The sequence below is a fragment of the Flavobacterium sp. AK-345 genome, assembly GCF_058310175.1.
Genome location: NZ_JBZEER010000001.1, coordinates 247480 through 266457, shown reverse-complemented (window position 1 = coordinate 266457; position 18978 = coordinate 247480). Strand labels below are relative to the sequence as shown.

Annotated in this window: 15 protein-coding genes; 8 read left to right on the top strand and 7 right to left on the bottom strand. The window is 36.1% G+C overall.

What is annotated here, in order from left to right:
* Window positions 1-2: 2 nt before the first annotated feature.
* Window positions 3-491 (bottom strand): GNAT family N-acetyltransferase, encoded by a 489-nt coding sequence (locus AC4FQ3_RS01200; RefSeq protein WP_491180554.1) that lies wholly within the window; start codon window positions 489-491, stop codon window positions 3-5.
* 106 nt (window positions 492-597) lie between these two features.
* Here AC4FQ3_RS01200 and AC4FQ3_RS01195 point away from each other — a divergent pair, with 106 nt between their 5' ends.
* Window positions 598-1050, top strand: coding sequence for a nucleoside deaminase (locus tag AC4FQ3_RS01195; RefSeq protein WP_491180553.1), 453 nt, complete (start codon window positions 598-600; stop codon window positions 1048-1050).
* 7 nt (window positions 1051-1057) lie between these two features.
* On the opposite strand, the gene AC4FQ3_RS01190 is transcribed toward AC4FQ3_RS01195, so the two are convergent.
* On the bottom strand, window positions 1058-2161 hold the full coding sequence (locus tag AC4FQ3_RS01190; RefSeq protein ID WP_491180552.1) for a fatty acid desaturase family protein: 1104 nt from the start codon (window positions 2159-2161) through the stop codon (window positions 1058-1060).
* A gap of 212 nt (window positions 2162-2373) precedes the next feature.
* Between AC4FQ3_RS01190 and AC4FQ3_RS01185 the strand changes: the two genes are divergently transcribed.
* Together AC4FQ3_RS01185 and AC4FQ3_RS01180 are read left to right on the top strand one after the other, a co-directional pair.
* Complete coding sequence (locus tag AC4FQ3_RS01185) at window positions 2374-5298, top strand: PQQ-dependent sugar dehydrogenase (protein WP_491180551.1); 2925 nt, start codon at window positions 2374-2376, stop codon at window positions 5296-5298.
* Window positions 5299-5397: 99 nt separating this feature from the next.
* Window positions 5398-6420 carry an LLM class flavin-dependent oxidoreductase gene (locus tag AC4FQ3_RS01180; RefSeq protein WP_491181005.1) on the top strand — a complete coding sequence of 341 codons (1023 nt, stop codon included), beginning with the start codon at window positions 5398-5400 and terminating at the stop codon, window positions 6418-6420.
* Between the two features lie 203 nt (window positions 6421-6623).
* Here the strand turns inward: AC4FQ3_RS01180 and AC4FQ3_RS01175 are convergent, their stop codons facing one another.
* The 5 genes from AC4FQ3_RS01175 to AC4FQ3_RS01155 all read right to left on the bottom strand — a co-directional run bounded on the left by AC4FQ3_RS01175 (window position 6624) and on the right by AC4FQ3_RS01155 (window position 14817).
* On the bottom strand, window positions 6624-8228 hold the full coding sequence (locus tag AC4FQ3_RS01175) for a Na+/H+ antiporter (protein WP_491180550.1): 1605 nt from the start codon (window positions 8226-8228) through the stop codon (window positions 6624-6626).
* A 173-nt stretch (window positions 8229-8401) separates the two neighbouring features.
* On the bottom strand, window positions 8402-8902 hold the full coding sequence (locus AC4FQ3_RS01170; protein WP_491180549.1) for a hypothetical protein: 501 nt from the start codon (window positions 8900-8902) through the stop codon (window positions 8402-8404).
* A gap of 167 nt (window positions 8903-9069) precedes the next feature.
* Window positions 9070-10473 carry an efflux transporter outer membrane subunit gene (locus AC4FQ3_RS01165; protein WP_491180548.1) on the bottom strand — a complete coding sequence of 468 codons (1404 nt, stop codon included), beginning with the start codon at window positions 10471-10473 and terminating at the stop codon, window positions 9070-9072.
* Between the two features lie 18 nt (window positions 10474-10491).
* Window positions 10492-13656 carry an efflux RND transporter permease subunit gene (locus AC4FQ3_RS01160; RefSeq protein WP_073393881.1) on the bottom strand — a complete coding sequence of 1055 codons (3165 nt, stop codon included), beginning with the start codon at window positions 13654-13656 and terminating at the stop codon, window positions 10492-10494.
* A 6-nt stretch (window positions 13657-13662) separates the two neighbouring features.
* Window positions 13663-14817, bottom strand: a complete 1155-nt coding sequence (locus tag AC4FQ3_RS01155; protein ID WP_491180547.1) for an efflux RND transporter periplasmic adaptor subunit — start codon at window positions 14815-14817, stop codon at window positions 13663-13665.
* 263 nt (window positions 14818-15080) lie between these two features.
* Here AC4FQ3_RS01155 and AC4FQ3_RS01150 point away from each other — a divergent pair, with 263 nt between their 5' ends.
* From AC4FQ3_RS01150 to AC4FQ3_RS01130, 5 genes are all read left to right on the top strand, one after another.
* The gene (locus AC4FQ3_RS01150) at window positions 15081-16124 is read left to right on the top strand and encodes a sensor histidine kinase (protein ID WP_491180546.1); all 1044 of its coding nucleotides are present in this window, start codon (window positions 15081-15083) and stop codon (window positions 16122-16124) included.
* Window positions 16124-16855, top strand: coding sequence for a LytR/AlgR family response regulator transcription factor (locus tag AC4FQ3_RS01145; RefSeq protein WP_491180545.1), 732 nt, complete (start codon window positions 16124-16126; stop codon window positions 16853-16855). The genes AC4FQ3_RS01150 and AC4FQ3_RS01145 overlap by 1 nt, the downstream gene beginning before the upstream one ends.
* A 10-nt stretch (window positions 16856-16865) precedes the next feature.
* The gene (locus AC4FQ3_RS01140; protein WP_042564521.1) at window positions 16866-17159 is read left to right on the top strand and encodes a DUF3861 domain-containing protein; all 294 of its coding nucleotides are present in this window, start codon (window positions 16866-16868) and stop codon (window positions 17157-17159) included.
* A 170-nt stretch (window positions 17160-17329) separates the two neighbouring features.
* Window positions 17330-17725 carry a tautomerase family protein gene (locus AC4FQ3_RS01135; protein ID WP_491180544.1) on the top strand — a complete coding sequence of 132 codons (396 nt, stop codon included), beginning with the start codon at window positions 17330-17332 and terminating at the stop codon, window positions 17723-17725.
* A gap of 181 nt (window positions 17726-17906) precedes the next feature.
* Window positions 17907-18905, top strand: a complete 999-nt coding sequence (locus AC4FQ3_RS01130) for a glycoside hydrolase family 130 protein (RefSeq protein WP_491180543.1) — start codon at window positions 17907-17909, stop codon at window positions 18903-18905.
* The last annotated feature ends 73 nt before the right edge of the window (window positions 18906-18978 follow it).

Here is an 18978-nt window from a genome sequence, read left to right as displayed (position 1 = left end):
TCTTATTTTAAAGGTAAATGACGGAAAACATGGTCTGGTTTCATTAACGGAAATTTCTCCGGAAGCAATTCCTGTTCGATGGCAACAAAATGATTTCGCTCATAAAAACGCAAAGCCGCTTCTAGTTTAGAAATGGTTCCCAAATATATGTCATCGATTTCGTTTTCTTTAGCATATTGAATTAAAGTATCTAATAATTTTTGGGCAATCGAGAATTCTTTTCCGCGATACTCTTTCTTTACAAACATTTTTCTAATGGCTGCTTCTTTTTCATCAAACTTTATTAAAGCAATAGTTCCTATCAATTCATCATTTACAAAAGCGCCCCAAAAACCTCCGCCTCCGGCATGATAAAAATCCTTTATATTTAGTAAATCCGGCTGGTCTTCTATGGTAATCGGAACATTAAATTCTTTCTGCTGAATGTTTAATATTAAATCTATTGCAGCTTCTGAATATTCATTTTGGATGGGAATAATTAACGGTTTCATATCTTTTATTTTTTTTACAATACAAAACTACGTAGTTAACTACATAAAAACAAATTTTATTGATAAAATGTGTGTGAGGTTTAGAATATTAGGTTAAATTTGTAGTATGCAGCCAGGGAAAAATCAAAATCATGAATATTACATGAACAAATGCATTGAACTTGCAAAAGTGGCCAAACTTAATGGCGACAGTCCGGTTGGTTCTGTTTTGGTGCTAAATGGTGAAATTGTTGGTGAAGGTATTGAAGGCGGAAAAACCTTTAAGGACATTACTTTTCATTCTGAAATTGAAGCTGTTCGAAATGCCAGAAAGCTGCTTCAAACTCCGGATCTTTCAGATTGTATTATGTACACGACACATGAACCGTGTATTATGTGTTCATACGTGCTTAGGCATCACCAAATTAACACTATCATTATTGGTTTAGCTTCAGGAGATATTGGCGGTTTTAGTTCGCAATATCCTTTACTCAAAGATGAAACTATTAAAAAATGGAAAAAACCACCCACACTTATTTTTGGTATTCTGGAAGAAGAATGTAAACAATTGTCTTTATAATTTGAGCTTATATTTCTCCTGTCATTAGAATATTCTCTTTTACACCTTTATTTTTTAGCATTCTAAAGTGAGAACGCACCGCATGGTAAAAAGGATAAGAAGTATAAGGAAGATCATATTCCTGAGCGTAACGCCTTATAATTGGCGTAATATAAGGATAATACGTATGACCAACTCCCGGAAAAAGATGATGTGCAACATGATGCGTGAACCCGCCGTATAAAAAGTTAGCCAATTTACTATCTGTACTAAAATCCTTGGTTACAATCATTTGATGCAAAGCCCAGCTCGCAGATAGATTTCCTTCATCATCTGTTACGGGAAAATGGGCGTCTTCGTCAACATGTGTAGATACGAGTGCTACAACTCCAAGCATACTTCCGCATAAATGCATGGAAAACCAGGCGCCTAAAACAACGTACCAAGGCTGATTTAAAACCATCATCGGAATAAAAAACAAATAGATAAGATTGAATACTTTTGCTGCGAATAACTTATAGATTTCTTTTTTCGGAATCTGATCAACTACTTTCTTTACATAATTGTCTTTCTTTCCAAAAAAGTCCTTAAAATCGCGAATATAAATCCAATTTAAGCTATACAACGGATAAATAAACCACATATAAATATGCTGATATTTATGGTAATTGAACAGCGGACTATTGGGGAAAATCCTGATGATATCGCTTTGCTTAATATCAATATCCCAATCGGGAACGTTAGGATACGCATGATGAAGACCAACATGGCGACGTATCCAAAGCCAATGATTACTGCCAAAAAGTTCTAACGAGTAAGTAAACCATTCGTTATGTTTTGGATTTTTAAATAGTGCTCCGTGCGCTGCATCGTGAAATGCATTTATAAAAAGTACAATCATGTTTATACCGCACAAAATATAAAAGCTATAAAGTAAAGGCGGGCTGTTACCGAATAACAGAATACAGGTGTAAAATAAAAAAAAGAGTACTAAAAGTCCAATAGACTTAATGATATTCAATCGGTACAAAAATGAATTTTTCAAAACTGTTTCTCTCACTTCTCGTTGCAACATTTTAAAAAAATCATCGGTACCAGGTTTTAGATAAACCGGGCGTTTCAATTTTTCCATAATGGTTATTGGATAGAAATTCTTACATCAAATTTATTAAAAATCTTAAAAATAAATAATAAATTTTGCAATTATTTAAGGATAAACCATTACTTACTAGCTTTTTACATCTATTCACTAGCAAAATACTTTATCAAACAAAAAATAAGTTTAGTAGTAAAAAAAATGTTAATTTTGATTGCCCCTTTACCACAATCTACTAAAAATAACTTATGAAAAAAAATTTACATCTTAGATTAAATCAGATGAAAAAATTAAAGCCGCTATTCATTTATGCTTTCTTTTTACTGATTTCATGGCAGGCAAATTGCCAGTACATTACAGAAACCCTCGCTCCTACGGCGGTTATTAAAGAAGGTTTGTCATTAGAACAATCTTCAGACGGTCGGATTTTTATTGCTGAAAGAGGCGGAATCGTCAAGGTTTTTCAAAACAATGCTGTTTCAACCGTTTTTACTGTTACTACTGTTACAGATACTGAACAAGGACTTCTTGGACTTACACTTCATCCTGATTTTGCTACAAACGGTTATATTTACGTTTTTTATTCTATTGATGACGCAGGTGTAATCAGACACCGAATTGAAAGAATACAAATCAATGCAGCCAATCAGGTTTTAGGGAGACAGGAAATTTTATTGCTGGAACCTATTGGCGGCGGATTTCACAACGGTGGAGATTTAAAATTCTTTAACGGATTTTTGTATGTAACTGTTGGTGATAGTCAGCAAAATACAAACTCGCAGGATTTAGATACTTATAAAGGAAAAATTTTACGTTTGACAGAAAACGGATTACCTGCGCCCGGAAATCCTTTTTACGGAAGCGGTTCTATACAAAGACAAAGCATCTGGGTTTACGGTTTTAGAAATCCGTGGCGATTGGTTCCAAATGTAGCAGCCAATAAATTATTTGTTTTGGATGTTGGAACTTCATGGGAAGAAATAAACGAAATCAGCAATCCAACGATTCGCAATTATGCCTGGGGACATCCGCAAGGCGGTGACGGTAACCAAACCGAAACGAATTTGTTTACCAATCCCATTTTTACCTACGCCACCGGAAGTATTGGAAATGCTTTGACAAATGGTGTTTTGTACAATCCGACAACGCCAAGATATCCGAATCTTCAGGGGAAATTTATTATTAAGGATTTTGTTCGAAATGCTATTCGATCTTTTGATCCCAACATTGCAGATCCTGTTTCTACCGAATTTTATGAAGCTCCACAACAACAGGCACTCGGAATGATGTTAGGCAACGACGGTTATATTTATTACTGCGCTTACGGAAACAACGGTTCTTTAATCAAACTGGATTATATCGAAACGGCAGCACCAACAATTGTCAATCATCCGCAATCGCAAACCATAATGGAAACGTATCCTGTAACTTTTAATGTTACGGCAAGCGGCGTGGGACAAACCTATCAATGGCAATTTAATAATGTAAACATCAACGGAGCAACGGCTGCCAGTTATACGATTGCAAATGTAACCAATGCAAATGCAGGACAATACAAAGTTATTGTAACTAATACTGCAGGAAACGTAACGAGTAATCCGGCAACACTTACGGTAACACCGTTTAGTAATACACCAACCGTAGATCTTAAATTTCCGTTAGCCACCCTAAAATGGAATGCTGATGACGTTGTTAGTTTTGAAGCTACAGCAACAGATATAGAAGATGGCGTATTGCCTGCAAGTGCATTTTCATGGAGTATGGATCTTTTTCACGAAGATATTCCCGGAGCCGGACATTCACATCCCGGTGCAAGCCCGCAAGGGGTGAAATCAGGAACTTTTGTGGCATCTAATCAAGGTGAAAAAACGCCAAATGTCTGGTACCGATTTACGGTAAAAGTAACCGACAGCAACGGCTTAATCGCAACAAAATTTGTTGACATAAAACCCAATTTGGTTGATGTTACCGTAACAAGTTCTCCAGCATTACTTAATTTAGAATTCAATCAAAAATCGGTTACTGCACCTTCGACCAAACAAGTTGTAGCCAATGCAAAACTACAAACGCTTAATGCACCAACTCCACAATATGTTGGTAATATTAGATATGATTTTGACCATTGGAGTCAGGGCGGAACTGTAAACCAGACTTTTCAGGCACCAGTAACGGGAACCATAACTTATACCGCATTTTATACAGCAACAGCGCTTCCTTCTGCACCATACCAAGGATTAATTGCACAAATTCCAGGACTTATTGAAGCTGAAAACTATGATATTGGACCTTCTGCTTTTTTTGACAGTAATGGCGGTGGAGACATGGCTTACAGAGCAGGAGACGGCGTAGGAACCGAAGTTTGTAACGAAGGCGGATTTAATATTTCGTATGTAGCTAAAAACGAATGGCTTAAATACACCGCAAAAGTGAATACAACAGGTAATTATGATGTAAAACTAAGAGTTGCAACACCATACAATAATAAAGCACTTCACATTGAGGTTGATGGTGTAAATGTTTCCGGTCGATTTGCGGTTCCTAATACAACCGGTTTTCAAGCCTGGCAAACGATTACGATTCCAAATATTCCGTTAACTCAGGGCGTTCATGTGATCGCGCTTTGGTTTGATGAAGCCGACGTTAACGTGAACAAAATGGAATTTTCATTATCAGGAAATGCAACAACTCCGGTTGCTGATTTTGAAGTTAATCAATCAATGGGATGTATCAATAGTGCGGTTACTTTTACCTCTGTTTCGATTGGTACAGTGGATACTTATCTCTGGAATTTTGGCGAAAATGCAACACCAACAACCGCAACCGGAGTTGGCCCACATACTGTATTATATGGCACAGAAGGCGACAAAACCGTTTCTTTAACCGTGACTAATACAGCAGGAAATAACAAAAAAGAGATTACTTATATGGTTCATAGTTGTACTCTTGATGTTGATTTCCCATCAGAAGATTCAAAAAAAGTAATCGTTTTCCCGAATCCTTCAACAGGAGTTTATCATCTTTCAAAGGAAATGGAATGGAAAATTTATTCCTCTTCGGGAGCTAAAATTCAGGAAGGAAAAGGAAATCTGATTAACATCTCTGATCAGGCTTCTGGAGTATATTTCATTAAAAATAATGAAAGCAGTAAAGCTATTCATATTGTGAAACAGTAGCATTTATAAAACACAAATTTCACTAATTTTCACTAATTTAAATTTGTGTTAATTAGTGAAATTCGTGTTTAAAACAGAATTTAATATCTTTACTAAATGATAGAAATAGGAATAGACAGTTTTGCTTCGGCAATGTATGGCGAAAATAATACGCTTAGTAGTGTTGATGCTATGGAGCAATTGCTTCAAAGAATTGAGCTTGCCGATCAGGTGGGCCTTGATGTTTTTGGAATTGGAGAACATCATAAAAAAGAATTTTTAGATTCGGCTACAGCTGTAATATTGAGTGCAGCTGCTGCCCGAACAAAAAACATACGATTGGCAAGTGCTGTAAGTGTTTTAAGCGCTGCAGATCCGGTTAGGGTTTATCAGGAATTTGCTACTTTGGATTTGGTTTCAAAAGGAAGAGCTGAAATCGTCGTAGGCCGCGGATCTTCTATTGAAGCTTATCCCCTTTTCGGATTTAATCTAAATGATTATGATGCACTTTTTAAAGAGAAATTAGAGTTGTTATTACAAATTCGTGACAATGAATTTGTAAGCTGGTCAGGAAAGTTTCGTCCGGCAATAAATAACTTACCTGTTTACCCGAGAGCCTTACAGGAAAAATTACCAATATGGCTTGGCGTTGGCGGAACTCCGGAATCTTTTGTACGTGCGGGATCGCTTGGTTTGCCTTTAATGGTGGCCGTTATTGGCGGACAAACGTATCGTTTTCGTCCGTTGATCGATTTATATCGTGAAGCCGGAAAAGCAGCAGGTTATAAACCGGAAGAATTAAAAGTAGGTTTGCATTCTCCGGGTTATGTTTCGGGATCTACCGAAAAAGCAATCGAAAAATATTATCCGGGTTATGCTGAACTTTGGACAAAATTAGGACTGGAACGCGGCTGGCCACCTGTAACAAAAGATAAATTTGATGGCTTAATTGACGATAAAGGCGTTTTAGTTGTGGGAAGTCCGGAACGTGTTGCCGAGAAAATTTTGACTCATAGCGAATCGCTTGGAGGTATTTCGAGATTTACGTTTCAAATGGATAACGCAGGACTTACACACAATCAATTAATGAGCGCCATAGAATTCATCGGAACAAAAGTTATTCCTTTGGTTCGTCAAGGTTAATCACTTTACGTTTATTTAACCGCAAAGAACGCAAAGATTTATCTAATAAAACAAAGCAAAGTTCGCAAAGCTAGTTATTGAAAAAGCTTTGCGAACTTTGTGTTTTTCCCCTCTTTCACTTTGTGGTAAAATATTTATAGTGAATAAAAAACTTAGCGAACCTTGTGTAAAATCTTTGCGTTCTTTGCGGTTAAACCTAACCCCTATTCCTCATACATTTCCATCCACAAACGCGTTTCTTCCAAATCAAGTTCTTTTTCTATTTTCCTGAAAATTTCCTCGTTCACAGAACCTGATTTATGCATTGTTTCCAGTTTTGCACGTTCCACATTCAGCAAATCGATTTGTAATTTGGTAAAATCGTTAAAAATCTGCCCTCCCATTACATTTCCTTTTCCGAAGAAATTCGCTGGAAGTTCTGTTTTTTGCAGGCGATTGAATTTTACTTCGTATTTGCTCTTGATATTATGAAGCAAATCATCATTCAATAAAGAAAAATTATCTTCGATATGTGTAATAGTTTGAGAAACAATACTATTTCGAATTTCATACTCTTCAGCTAAAATAGAATAACGCTCAATTTTTAATTTTTTAATTACCCACGGAAGTGTCAATCCCTGAATTACCAAAGTCGAAAGTATTACACAAAAAACCAGATAAATAATAAGGTTTCGCAACGGAAATGCCTCACTATCATTATTAATTGTTAACGGAAGCGCCAATGCAGCCGCCATCGATACAACGCCACGCATTCCGGACCAACCGAAAATAATCATATTGCGATAATCGAATTCTTCTTTTTGCCTGATTTTTTTACTGAGAAATCTTGGAACCAATGTTGCCGGAACCACCCATAAAAAGCGGACCAGAATAACCACGGCACTCACAGAAGCTCCCCAAATAAACAATGACAGACCAGAATAATCGCCAATTCCCGAAATAATCTGACGTAATTGAAGTCCGATTAAAATGAAAATTAATCCGTTTAGAATATTCGTAAGCACGCTCCAGATTGTATTGGTCATAATACGGCTTTCGTGCGTAAAAATAGTTCCTGATCTGGCCGAAAGAAACAAACCGGTAGTTACAACCGCCAAAACTCCCGAACATTCAAAATGTTCTGCTATTAAATAAGAAGCAAAAGGCGTTAAAAGTGTTAAGGTAGCCTCGATAACATCGTCGCACACAAACCTTTTATGAATGATACTCATCGCATACCCTACAACTAAACCAATGGCGATTCCTAATGTCGACATGATAAAGAAATTTAATCCTGCCTGCCAAAGCACAAAATTACCCGCTGTAATAGCTGCAAGAGCGTATTTGTAAGCTACAAGTCCGCTTGCATCATTCAGCAAACTTTCGCCTTCTAAGATCGCAATAAGGCGTGGATACAAGCCCAGTCCTTTTGTTATGGCTGTCGCCGAAACAGCGTCGGGAGGCGAAACAATAGCGCCCAGTAAAAAAGCCAACGGCCAGGAAATATCATCAATAAGATAATGTACGGCTACTGCAACAGAAACTGTTGTAAAAAGAACCAGCCCAACAGCCGCAAGTGTTATGGGTCGAATGGTTTGTTTAAACTCAGACCAGCTTGTATACCATGCGGCATGATACAAAAGCGGCGGTAAGAATATAATAAAAACGACTTCGGGATTTAATGCAATAACCGGAAGCCCTGGAATAATACTAATTGTAACACCACAAAGAACCAATACAATAGGAACCGGGAAATTATACCTTTTACTTAAAAGACTCAGGAATGCAACCCCGAATAACAACATGATGATTACTGTGATATTCTCCATTTTTTAAATTTACTTTCTTCTGGTTTTATATTTGTTTTTGAAGAGTACGAATATAATATTTTACAAAATAACCGCCAATCTTTGTCAAAGTTTAAAACTTTGACAAAGATGACTCAGATACCAAACAAAAAAACGCCTCATTTCTGAGGCGTTTTTCAAGTCATGTTTTTTAATTAGTGGCGATCATCGTGGCCATGATCCTTATTTTTATCGGAATTATTTCCTTTTGAGTTTTTTGAATTACCCTTTTTTGCATTATCCTTTTTTGCATTATCCTTGTTCGGTTTCTGCTTGCTGTCAGGTTTGTTTCCTCTGGTTTTCTGAGGTTTTCCTTTATAACCTTTTGGATAATTGGTAACGTGTTTTTTATGGTATGAATAAGGAGAATCTCCTTTGTAATCATTCAAAACTACTTTGTAACCATCGTAAAGATCATAATTTCTGTATCTTGAAGGCAATCTTTTATCACGAACCCATTTACCGCTATTTTCATAAATATATTGGCTTTGAGCAACATCATAATAAATATCAATATCCGGCAAATAGTAATATCTGCTTTCATCATTTCCTTCAGGTCCCCAGCTTGGCGGTGTACCAATATTTACGTTAATTGATACTTGTGCATGTGCAAAAACACTCATTAAAAGCATTAAAGCAAGTCCTAATTTTTTCATTTTTTTTATTATTAAGTTTAAATTTGATTTGAATAAAGCGAAAGTAATGCCATTTTTCAGGTTTATCGAACTCATTATACAGAACCTCTAAACCAATCGACGAACACCACTTTTTAACCGATACTATTTATCAAATTTCAATCTTCAACTCAATATTTTTAAGAACTTTATTTCCATCCACCGCCTAAGGCGCGATACAAATCAACCAAAGCCTGCAGCTTTTGCAAATTATCATTTATACCGTTCAATTGTGCCGATAGTAGATTTTGTTCTGATGTTAAAACATCAGTATAATTTGTCGCTGAACTGTACTCTAAAAGCTGTTGTGTAAAATCAACTGCTTTTATTAAAGATTCAATTTGTTTTTCTCTCGAATCTTCTTTTTCAACCGCCATTTGGTACGAATACATCGCATTCGAAACTTCCTGTCCGGCAACCAAAAGACTTTGCTGAAAACTATTTAAGGCTTGTAATTGTTGCGATTGCGCCGTTGTTAATCTCGCTTTGTTTAAACCCTGATTAAAAAGTGGCTGTGTTAATCCTCCAATTATCGAATAAAAAATAGAATTATCGAAGAAGTTTTTCAACTCTAAATTCGAAAACCCACCACTAGCCGTAAGCGTCAGGCTTGGATAAAAATAGGTTCTGGCCAAATTTGTATTTTCAAAAGCAACTCTGAAATTAAACTCTGCCTGACGAACATCAGGACGATTTTGTAATAACTGAGACGGTAAACCTATCGCCAGATTATCAGGAGTTTGCTGTTCTCCTAAAACGCCTCTTTCGATTGGTCCCGGAGCTTGTCCTAATAAAATATTCAAAGCGTTTTCTGTTTCACGAATGTTTTGTTTAATATCCGGAATCAATACTTCGGCAGCATAACGATTGGCTTCACTTTGTACCACGGCAGCACCTGTAACAATTGCACCTTCTTTTAAGGCTTTAATTGTTTCTACATTTTTAACACGGGCTTCTAAAGTTTGCTGCGTAATTTCAAGAGATTTATCATAAGACAACAATAAAAAATAATTATTGGCAATATCAGCAATCAATTGGGTTTGAACAGCTTGTTTTGCAGCATCTGTAGCAAGATAAGTGGCCAAAGCTGCTCTTTTCGTACTGCTCAATTTTCCCCAGATATCTGCTTCCCATGACGTACTTAAACCTAATTTATAGGTTGTGGTTAAAGTATTAATATTGATTCCTGCCGGAAAGTTAAGTCCTGCTTCTGATTGTTTGGTTCGTGTTACATTGGCATCCAAATTCAAATTTGGATAATAAGCCAATTTGCTTTGGCGTAAGCTGGCACGCGCCTGAACAATGTTTTCAATGGCATTTTTCAAATTCAGATTCTGATCCAGACCTTTCTGAATTAAAGCACTCAATTTTGCATCTTTAAAAACACTTTGCCAAGGCATATTCGCCAGATTTGTAGAATCGGCTGCAGCCTGATCACGAAACAGCTTATCTGTAGAAAGTGTCGTGGGACGCTCGTATTTTTTGGTAACACAGGCACTTAAAAGCGTGGCTGCGATTACCATTAAAATATATTTATTTGAACTATGAGTCATTTTTTGTCTTTTAAATTACTACTCTTTATGAGCTTCTATCAATTGAACTTCTTCATCATCATCTTCATCGTAACCATCTTTTGCAGGTCCGCTCACTTTTTCCTGTAAAGTCTGGAAAACGATAAACAATACCGGAATTACGAATACTCCCAAAATGGTTCCGATTAACATACCTCCAACAGCTCCCGTACCAATCGATTTATTACCAACAGCTCCGGCTCCTGAAGCAAACATTAAAGGCACAAGTCCTAAAATAAAAGCAAAAGAGGTCATTAAAATTGGTCGCAAACGCGCTACAGCTCCTTCAATAGCAGCCTGAACAATTGGCAATCCTTTTCTTCTTCTGTCCAAAGCAAATTCGACAATCAAGATACCGTTCTTCGCCAGCAATCCAATCAACATGATTAAGGAAATCTGCAAATAAATATTACTGTTTAGTTTGAATATAATCGAGAACAGATAAGCTCCGGCCAATCCAAAAGGAATGGAGAACAATACAGCAAAAGGCAAAATATAACTCTCGTATTGAGCACTTAACAAGAAGTAAACAAATACAAGACATAATATAAAGATGAAAATAGTTTCACTTCCTGATGCTAACTCTTCACGCGTTAAACCTGAAAATTCATAACCGTAACCTGCAGGTAAATTTTCGGCCGCTACTTCCTGAATCGCTTTAATGGCATCTCCTGAACTAAAGCCCGGATTTGGCGCTCCTGTAATAGAAATAGAAGTAAACAAGTTAAATCTTGAAATAGATTCCGGACCAAAAACCCTTGTCATTTTTACAAACTCTGTAATTGGCGCCATGTTTCCTGAAGCGTTTCTAACAAAAATTTTATTTAGTCCTTCTGTATTAGTTCTAAATTCTGGTGATGCCTGAATCATAACACGGTATTGTTTCCCGAATTTATTGAAATTCGAAGCGTACAAACCTCCATAATACCCTTGCATTGTAGACAAAATCGTATTGATTGGAACTCCTGCATCTTTGGCTTTTGCCAAATTTATATCCATCATATATTGAGGAAAACCAGGATTAAATGGCGTTGTAGCATATTGTATTTCAGGACGTTTTGAAAGTTTCTCCAGAAAATCAACATTTACTTTATAGAATTCGGCCGTTGTATGCCCTCCTTTATCCTGTAATTGGAATTCGAATCCACCACTTTGTCCAAATCCCTGAATGGTTGGCGGTGAAATGAAGAATATATTAGCTTCACGAATACCGCTCGTTTTGGCAAAAAGCTGACCAATTACATCATTAACACTTAATTCACGTTTGTCCCACGTTTCCAGTTTTACAATAACCATACTGTAGGCACTACCCGCTCCGGCTGTAAAGTTTTGTCCCACGATACGAAGTGTATTTTTAACTCCCGGAATAGTCTTAGCAATACTATCGACTCTTTTGGCAATTACATCAGAACGTTCCATCGAAGCTGATGGCGGTAAACTAATGTTGGCGAAAACAGTTCCCTGATCTTCCGCCGGAACGAAAGCAGACGGTGTGGTTTTCATCATATAAAATAAAGCGGCACCGGCAATTAAAATCGAAGCCAATACAATCCATTTTTTAACCGAAAGGAAACTTACTGAACGTTTGTATCGCTCTGTTACATTGTCAAATGCAACGTTAAACGCGGTATAAAAACGCTGAATAAAACTTTTATGTTTGTGATCGTCTGCATGTGGTTTCAATAATAAAGCACATAAAGCCGGACTTAATGTTAAGGCGTTAATCGCAGAAAGAATAATCGCAACTGCTAACGTAATACCAAATTGTTTGTAGAAAACTCCCGTAGATCCTGTAATAAAGGTAACCGGAATAAATACCGCCGCCATTACTAATGTAATCGAAATAATTGCTCCAGAAATTTCATCCATCGCATCGATTGTAGCTTTCTTAGCCGATTTGTAACCGTGATCGAGTTTGGCATGCACCGCCTCGACGACCACAATCGCATCATCGACCACAATACCAATGGCAAGAACCATCGCAAAAAGCGTCAACAAGTTAATCGTAAATCCGAATAGATTCAGGAAGAAAAATGTTCCAACAATCGCAACCGGAACTGCAATGGCCGGGATTAATGTAGATCTGAAATCCTGAAGGAAAATAAAAACTACGATGAAAACCAGAATAAAAGCTTCAATCAAAGTATGAATTACTTTTTCGATAGAAGCATCCAGATTTTCGTTAACATCCACAAGAAGCGTATATTTTACTCCTTTTGGGAAATTTTTTGCTGCCTCTTCAATTAGCTTTTTAGAATTGTTAATTACGTCACGGGCATTAGAACCAGGCGTTTGGCTAATTGCCATCGCTGCAGATTCTACACCGTTTGTTTTAATTGTCGAAGAATAGCTTAAAGATCCTAATTCTACTTTTGCTACATCTTTCAATCGTAAAACCTGTCCGTTTCCAACAGATTTTATAACAATATCTCCAAATTCCTGAGCGCTTGTTAAACGTCCTTTATATTTAATTACGTATTGAAAAGCCTGATTTCCGTTTTCACCAAATTTACCCGGCGCAGCTTCGATATTTTGTTCTGCCAGAGCAGCCGAAATATCACTTGGGATCAATTTGTATTGCTGCATGATATCCGGCTTAAGCCAAATTCTCATCGAATAATCCTTGGCACCAAAAACGGTTACATCTCCCACCCCAACCACACGCTGAATTTGAGGAACAAGATTAATCTTCGCATAATTTTGAAGAAAAGTCTGATCGTAAGCTTTATCATCGCTATATAGCGAGAATATCAACAAGTTACTACTCTGGCTTTTTGTAACTGTTACACCGGCCTGAGTTACCTCTACAGGTAATAAACTTGTGGCTCTGGAAACCCTGTTTTGCACGTTTACCGCAGCCAAATCAGGATTTGTTCCTACTTTAAAGAATATTTTTATAGATGCATTACCATCATTTGTTGCTGTAGAAGTCATGTAAGTCATGTTTTCTACACCATTAATTTGCTCTTCCAGCGGAATTACGATACTTTTAAGTACCACATCTGCGTTAGCTCCTGTATAACTTGCCGAAACGTTTACCGTTGGCGGAGCAATATCAGGATATTGGGAAATAGGAAGCTCTATAAGCCCTAAAACACCTAGAATGACAATAATAACTGATATTACCGTCGAGAGTACAGGTCTTTGAATGAATATTTTAAACATGTATTTTTATTTTAAGTCTGCGTAAACAGTTTCAGCATTCTGATTTTGAGTTTTAATCTCAGTTCCTTCTTTTAATGAGGCAACTCCTTCTAAAACAATCTGATCTCCGGCTTTTAAACCGCTTGTTACCACATAATAATTTCCGGCTTTATTTTCTAAAATCGTAATATTTGCGTTTTTGGTTTTACCGTCTTTTCCAACTGTTACTGCGAAAATTTTATCCTGAAGTTCAAACGTAGCGCTTTGCGGAATAATTAATCCCTCTTTTACCTGAGTCGGAATTCTAACTGTTGCACTGCTTCCGCTTCTGATGATTCCTCTTGGGTTTGGAAAACGGGCTCTGATGTTTACAGAACCAGTTTCTGTATTAATCAATCCGTTTACGGTTTCGATTTTTCCTTTTTCTCCGTAAATTGATCCATCAGAAAGTAATAAAGAAACTTGTGGCAATTGTTTGATTTTTTGTGCCAATGTTCCGGAACCTTCACTAAAACTTAAAAGTACTTTTTCGTTCATTGCAAAATAGGCATAAACGTTTCCTATACTAGAAACTGTCGTTAACGGTTCAGTATTATTTGAACTTACTAAACTTCCTAAACGAAATGGAATTGATCCTACAACTCCATCAACCGGACTTGTAACCGTAGTATAACCCAAATTAGTTCTTGCGTTTACCAGACTTGCATTGGCCTGAGCCAAAGTTGCCAAAGCAGAATCATAATTATACTGAGCTGTTTCCAGTTCGTATTTACTAATGATTTCTTTCTCAACAAGCGGTTTTACTTTATTTACAGCCAATTTTGCTGAACTTACTGCTGCCTGAGCGCTTTTAATGCTTGCTGTTGCCGTACGAACTTCCTGCTCATATTCGGGAGCGCTGATTTTAAACAAAGGCTGTCCTGCTCTTACAACCGCACCTTCATCAACATAAATCTTGTCAATGTAACCTTCTACTCTCGGACGAATTTCTATGTTTTGCTGTCCCTGTATACTTGCCGGATAATCAGTATTTAAAGTTGCTGATTCTGGCTGTATTACCAGTGTTTTATATTCCTTAACTTGTCCTGCAGCAGCGGCCTGAGCTGCTTTGTCATCTTTTTTACCACACGAGACGATAATAACTGATGCTGCGAAAATGCTTAAAAGTGATTGCTTATTCATTGGATATAATGTGATTTCTATAATTACGCTAACAAAATAAATGAATTAAGTTACGTAAAAAATTTCGAATAGACGAAGAGCGACGCACAATCGATAGAGATAACCTTAGAACCGATGGATTTTTATTTAAATTAAACAAGTGTTTAATTTGAAAATTCGTCGGCTCTAAAATGGTTTTTAAGGGCTGTAAATCTCTCTATAGCGATTGCTTTAAAATTGCATTCAAATAAAATGTAATATTGCCCTTAAAAAAAGAAAATATAATGTGGACAAACATCTTTAGACCCTATTTATTTGCAGGATTACACCTTCTCGGCTGGTTGTTATTGGGATTTCTAATGTTGTTTTACATTCCTTTAACCTGGAATGTAATTCTGCCTTCTGTTTTTTGGCTTTGGCAGATTATTGTACTCGTTTTGCTGATTATTATATTTTATTCTAATGCCAAAATCATTGTTCCAAAAACTATTATAAAAGACAATACTTCTCTCTTTTTAATCTGGGCTTTTCTCGCAATTGTTGTCATGCAGCTTATCGCCTATTTTTATACTTCGCAAACAGATCTTCATGCAAAAGTGAGCCTTGTTTTGGGTTTCAAAAAAAATAGAAATCCTTATTTCGATAATTATGCTTTTATGCTCACTTTAATGGTTTTAGGCATCAGTACAAGTTTATCGATGTTACAATATTGGCAGAAAGCCGCGCAACACAAACAAAAACTGGAACAGGATAAAACAATGGCCGAACTGGCAATGTTGAAAGCACAGATAAATCCACACTTTTTTTTCAATTCGCTCAACAGTATTTATTCCCTTACTTATACTGATATCGAAGATTCGAGAAATGCGCTGCACACTTTAAGCAGGATGATGCGCTATTTACTTTATAGTACAGAAGAAACTACGACTTTGCTGAAAGAAGCCGAATTTATGAGAGATTTTATTGCTTTGATGAAACTTCGTGCCAACAGCAAATTAACGATTACAACAGATATTCCGGAAAAAATACAGGATTATCCAATTGTTCCAATGTTATTACTACCTTTAGTAGAGAATGCTTTTAAACATGGTATTCATGCTACTGACAAAAGTGAAATTCATATTTCGCTTAGGCAAAATGGCAGCAATCTTGAATTTGAAGTCGAAAACACATATTTTGAAAAATCTGCCACGCCCAATGAAGGCGGTATCGGTTTAACAAATACAAAACGCAGGCTTCATTTAATTTACCCGCACAGGCATTCGCTAACCGCCGGAATAGCCAAAAACGGCATGTATAATGTAAAACTGCAAATAACTTTAGAATAATGACAATATTAAAATGTATAGCAGTCGATGATGAACCTCTCGCATTAAAATTGGTGCAGACCTTTATTGAACAAACACCTTTTTTAGAGTTAACAGCGAGTTGCGATAATGCCGTTGAAGCCCTGACTTTAATTCGGGATAAACAGCCCGATCTTGTTTTTTTGGATATTAATATGCCCAATTTAACCGGAATGGAGCTTGCCAGACTTTTGCAGGAACAACCCGGAGCAGTCCCAAAAATTGTTTTTACAACAGCTTATAATCATTATGCTATTGAAGGTTATCGTGTAAATGCCATAGATTATCTTTTAAAACCTTTTAGTTACGAGGAATTTTTGCGTGCTGCCAATAAAGTATTGCAAATAACAGAAGAATCTTCAAACCAATATCAGCCTATTACGGCAGATGACGAATTTATCTTTTTGAAAGTAGAATATCAATGGGTACGAATTTCCCTTAAAGATATAACCTATATCGAAAGTTTAAAAGATTACGTAAAGGTACATTTTGACGATTCTCAAAAAGCAATTCTTTCACTGATTTCCTTAAAAGCACTGGAAGAAAAATTACCATCATCAAAATTTATGAGAGTGCATCGTTCCTATATTGTGTCTCTCGAAAAAATAAGCGCCATTAGTAAAAACTCAATATTTATCGACAAAGCCGAAATAACTGTTGGCGAACAATACAAAGAAACCTTTAAGGCAATTGTCGATAAATGGATTAAATAGATTAAATGTTATGGAAAAAAGAGCAAACAAATATTATCTTACACTAAGCCTGAAAGAATATGCAGACGGTCAAACTGAACCGGCAAAAGAACTTGGAATAGAGTTTACAAATCACGACGAAATATTTAGTATTATTGAAAGAATAAAAGATAAAAATATATTCGAAAATGATTCTGAAGCCACACAATTTGCACTTGGTTTGAAATTGTTTAGTGAAATCAAACTGAAACACCGCAAAAATCCGTTGTTTGAAGAATTAAATGACGTGTTTCCTGTATTTATGAAGAAACTTAAGAGTTTGTAAAAGTTTGCCACGAATTACACTAATTTTCACTAATTATCTTTTTGATTTTACCCAAAGTTTAATTTTTCATTCGTGCAAATTCGTGCAATTCGTGGCAAAAAAAGATTAATATTTCTTTTAAAATTTATGCTGTTCGCAAAAGAGCTTCTATCTTTGGGAAAAAATAAAAAATGCCATTTGTACGTATCAGTCTTCCTAAGAAACTTTCGCAGGAAACAAAAAATAAAATCTCACAATCAGTTCATCAGTCATTAATAGCAGAATTTCATATTCCAAAAGATGATTATTTTCATGTTATTGAAGAACTCGAAACACAACAAATAAAATATCCTGAAAGCTATCTTGGAATTTCACATTCTGAAAACATAATCTACGTTCAAATCATTGCAGGACAAGGAAGAACATTAGAACAGAAAAAGAAATTATACCATACAATTGCTATTACAATTTCTTCCGAAACTGAAATTACCATTAACAATATAATCATCGTTCTTTTAGAAAATAATGGATTAGAAAACTGGTCTTTTGGCAATGGCGAAATTCAGGAACCCAAACATTTAAAGTAAAAAATTTGGCCACGAATTACACTAATTTTCATTAATTTTTTATTTTTTTGCTTAAAGTTTTTTCGTGTAAATTAGTGTAATTCGTGGCAAACCTTTCTTCTAATTATGAAACAATTTTAAAATTTTATGTAAATCTAAGCTCATTAAATTTCGGTAATTTTAAATTCCAAAATAGGAGATTATGATACGCAAACACGGATTAATTATTACAAAAACAGCATTAGATTTTGAAGTTGAAGGAGTTTTAAATCCCGCAGTTATTGCTGTCGACGGAAAAATTCATATTTTTTACAGAGCTGTTGCTTTAGGAAATCATTCTACAATAGGCTATTGCCGGCTTTCTGATCCCCTTACTATCGAAGAAAGATACGAACATCCTGTAATTGTTCCCGAAATGCCAAATGAAGAATACGGCGTTGAAGATCCGAGGATTGTCAAAATTGATGATCTTTATTATCTTTCCTATTGCGGTTATGACGGCGCAAATGCTTTTGGCTGTGTTGCCACTTCCAAAGATTTAAAAACTTTTGAGAAACATGGTATTATAGTTCCGCAAATGAGTGGTGATGAGCTTCGGTCACTTATCAAAAATCAACAGGATTTAAATATTAAATATTTTCAGCCAAGTACCGGAAGCGCTTATGTCTGGGATAAAAATGTGGTATTTTTTCCACGAAGAATAAACGGAAAACTGCACTTTTTACACCGCATTCGTCCGGGAATTCAAATGGCTGCTGTAAACACTCTTGATGAATTAACTCCCGAATTTTGGAGAGAATATATGCTGGATTTTAAAAATCATATCGTTTTAGATCCAAAATTTACCCACGAATTAAGCTATTTAGGAAACGGCGCCCCGCCAATAGAAACCGAACACGGCTGGCTTTTAATTTATCACGGCGTTCATGATACCGTAAACGGTTATATGTACGTGGCTTGTGCTGCACTTTTAGACATTGATAACCCTACCAAAGAAATTGCACGCTTGCCTTTTCCCCTATTTATTCCGGATCAACCCTGGGAACTAAAAGGATATGTAAACTACGTTTGTTTTCCAACCGGAACTGTTTTAATAGATGACGAACTTTATATCTATTATGGCGCTGCCGATGAAGGTATTGCATGTGCATCTGTAAGTGTCAGTACATTATTAAAAGAATTACTGGCGAATAAAATTTAGGACTTTTTCACGCTTTATTTGAAACAATAAGAATTATAAAGCAGTTTATTTCTTAAATTAGTTTCAAAATTAA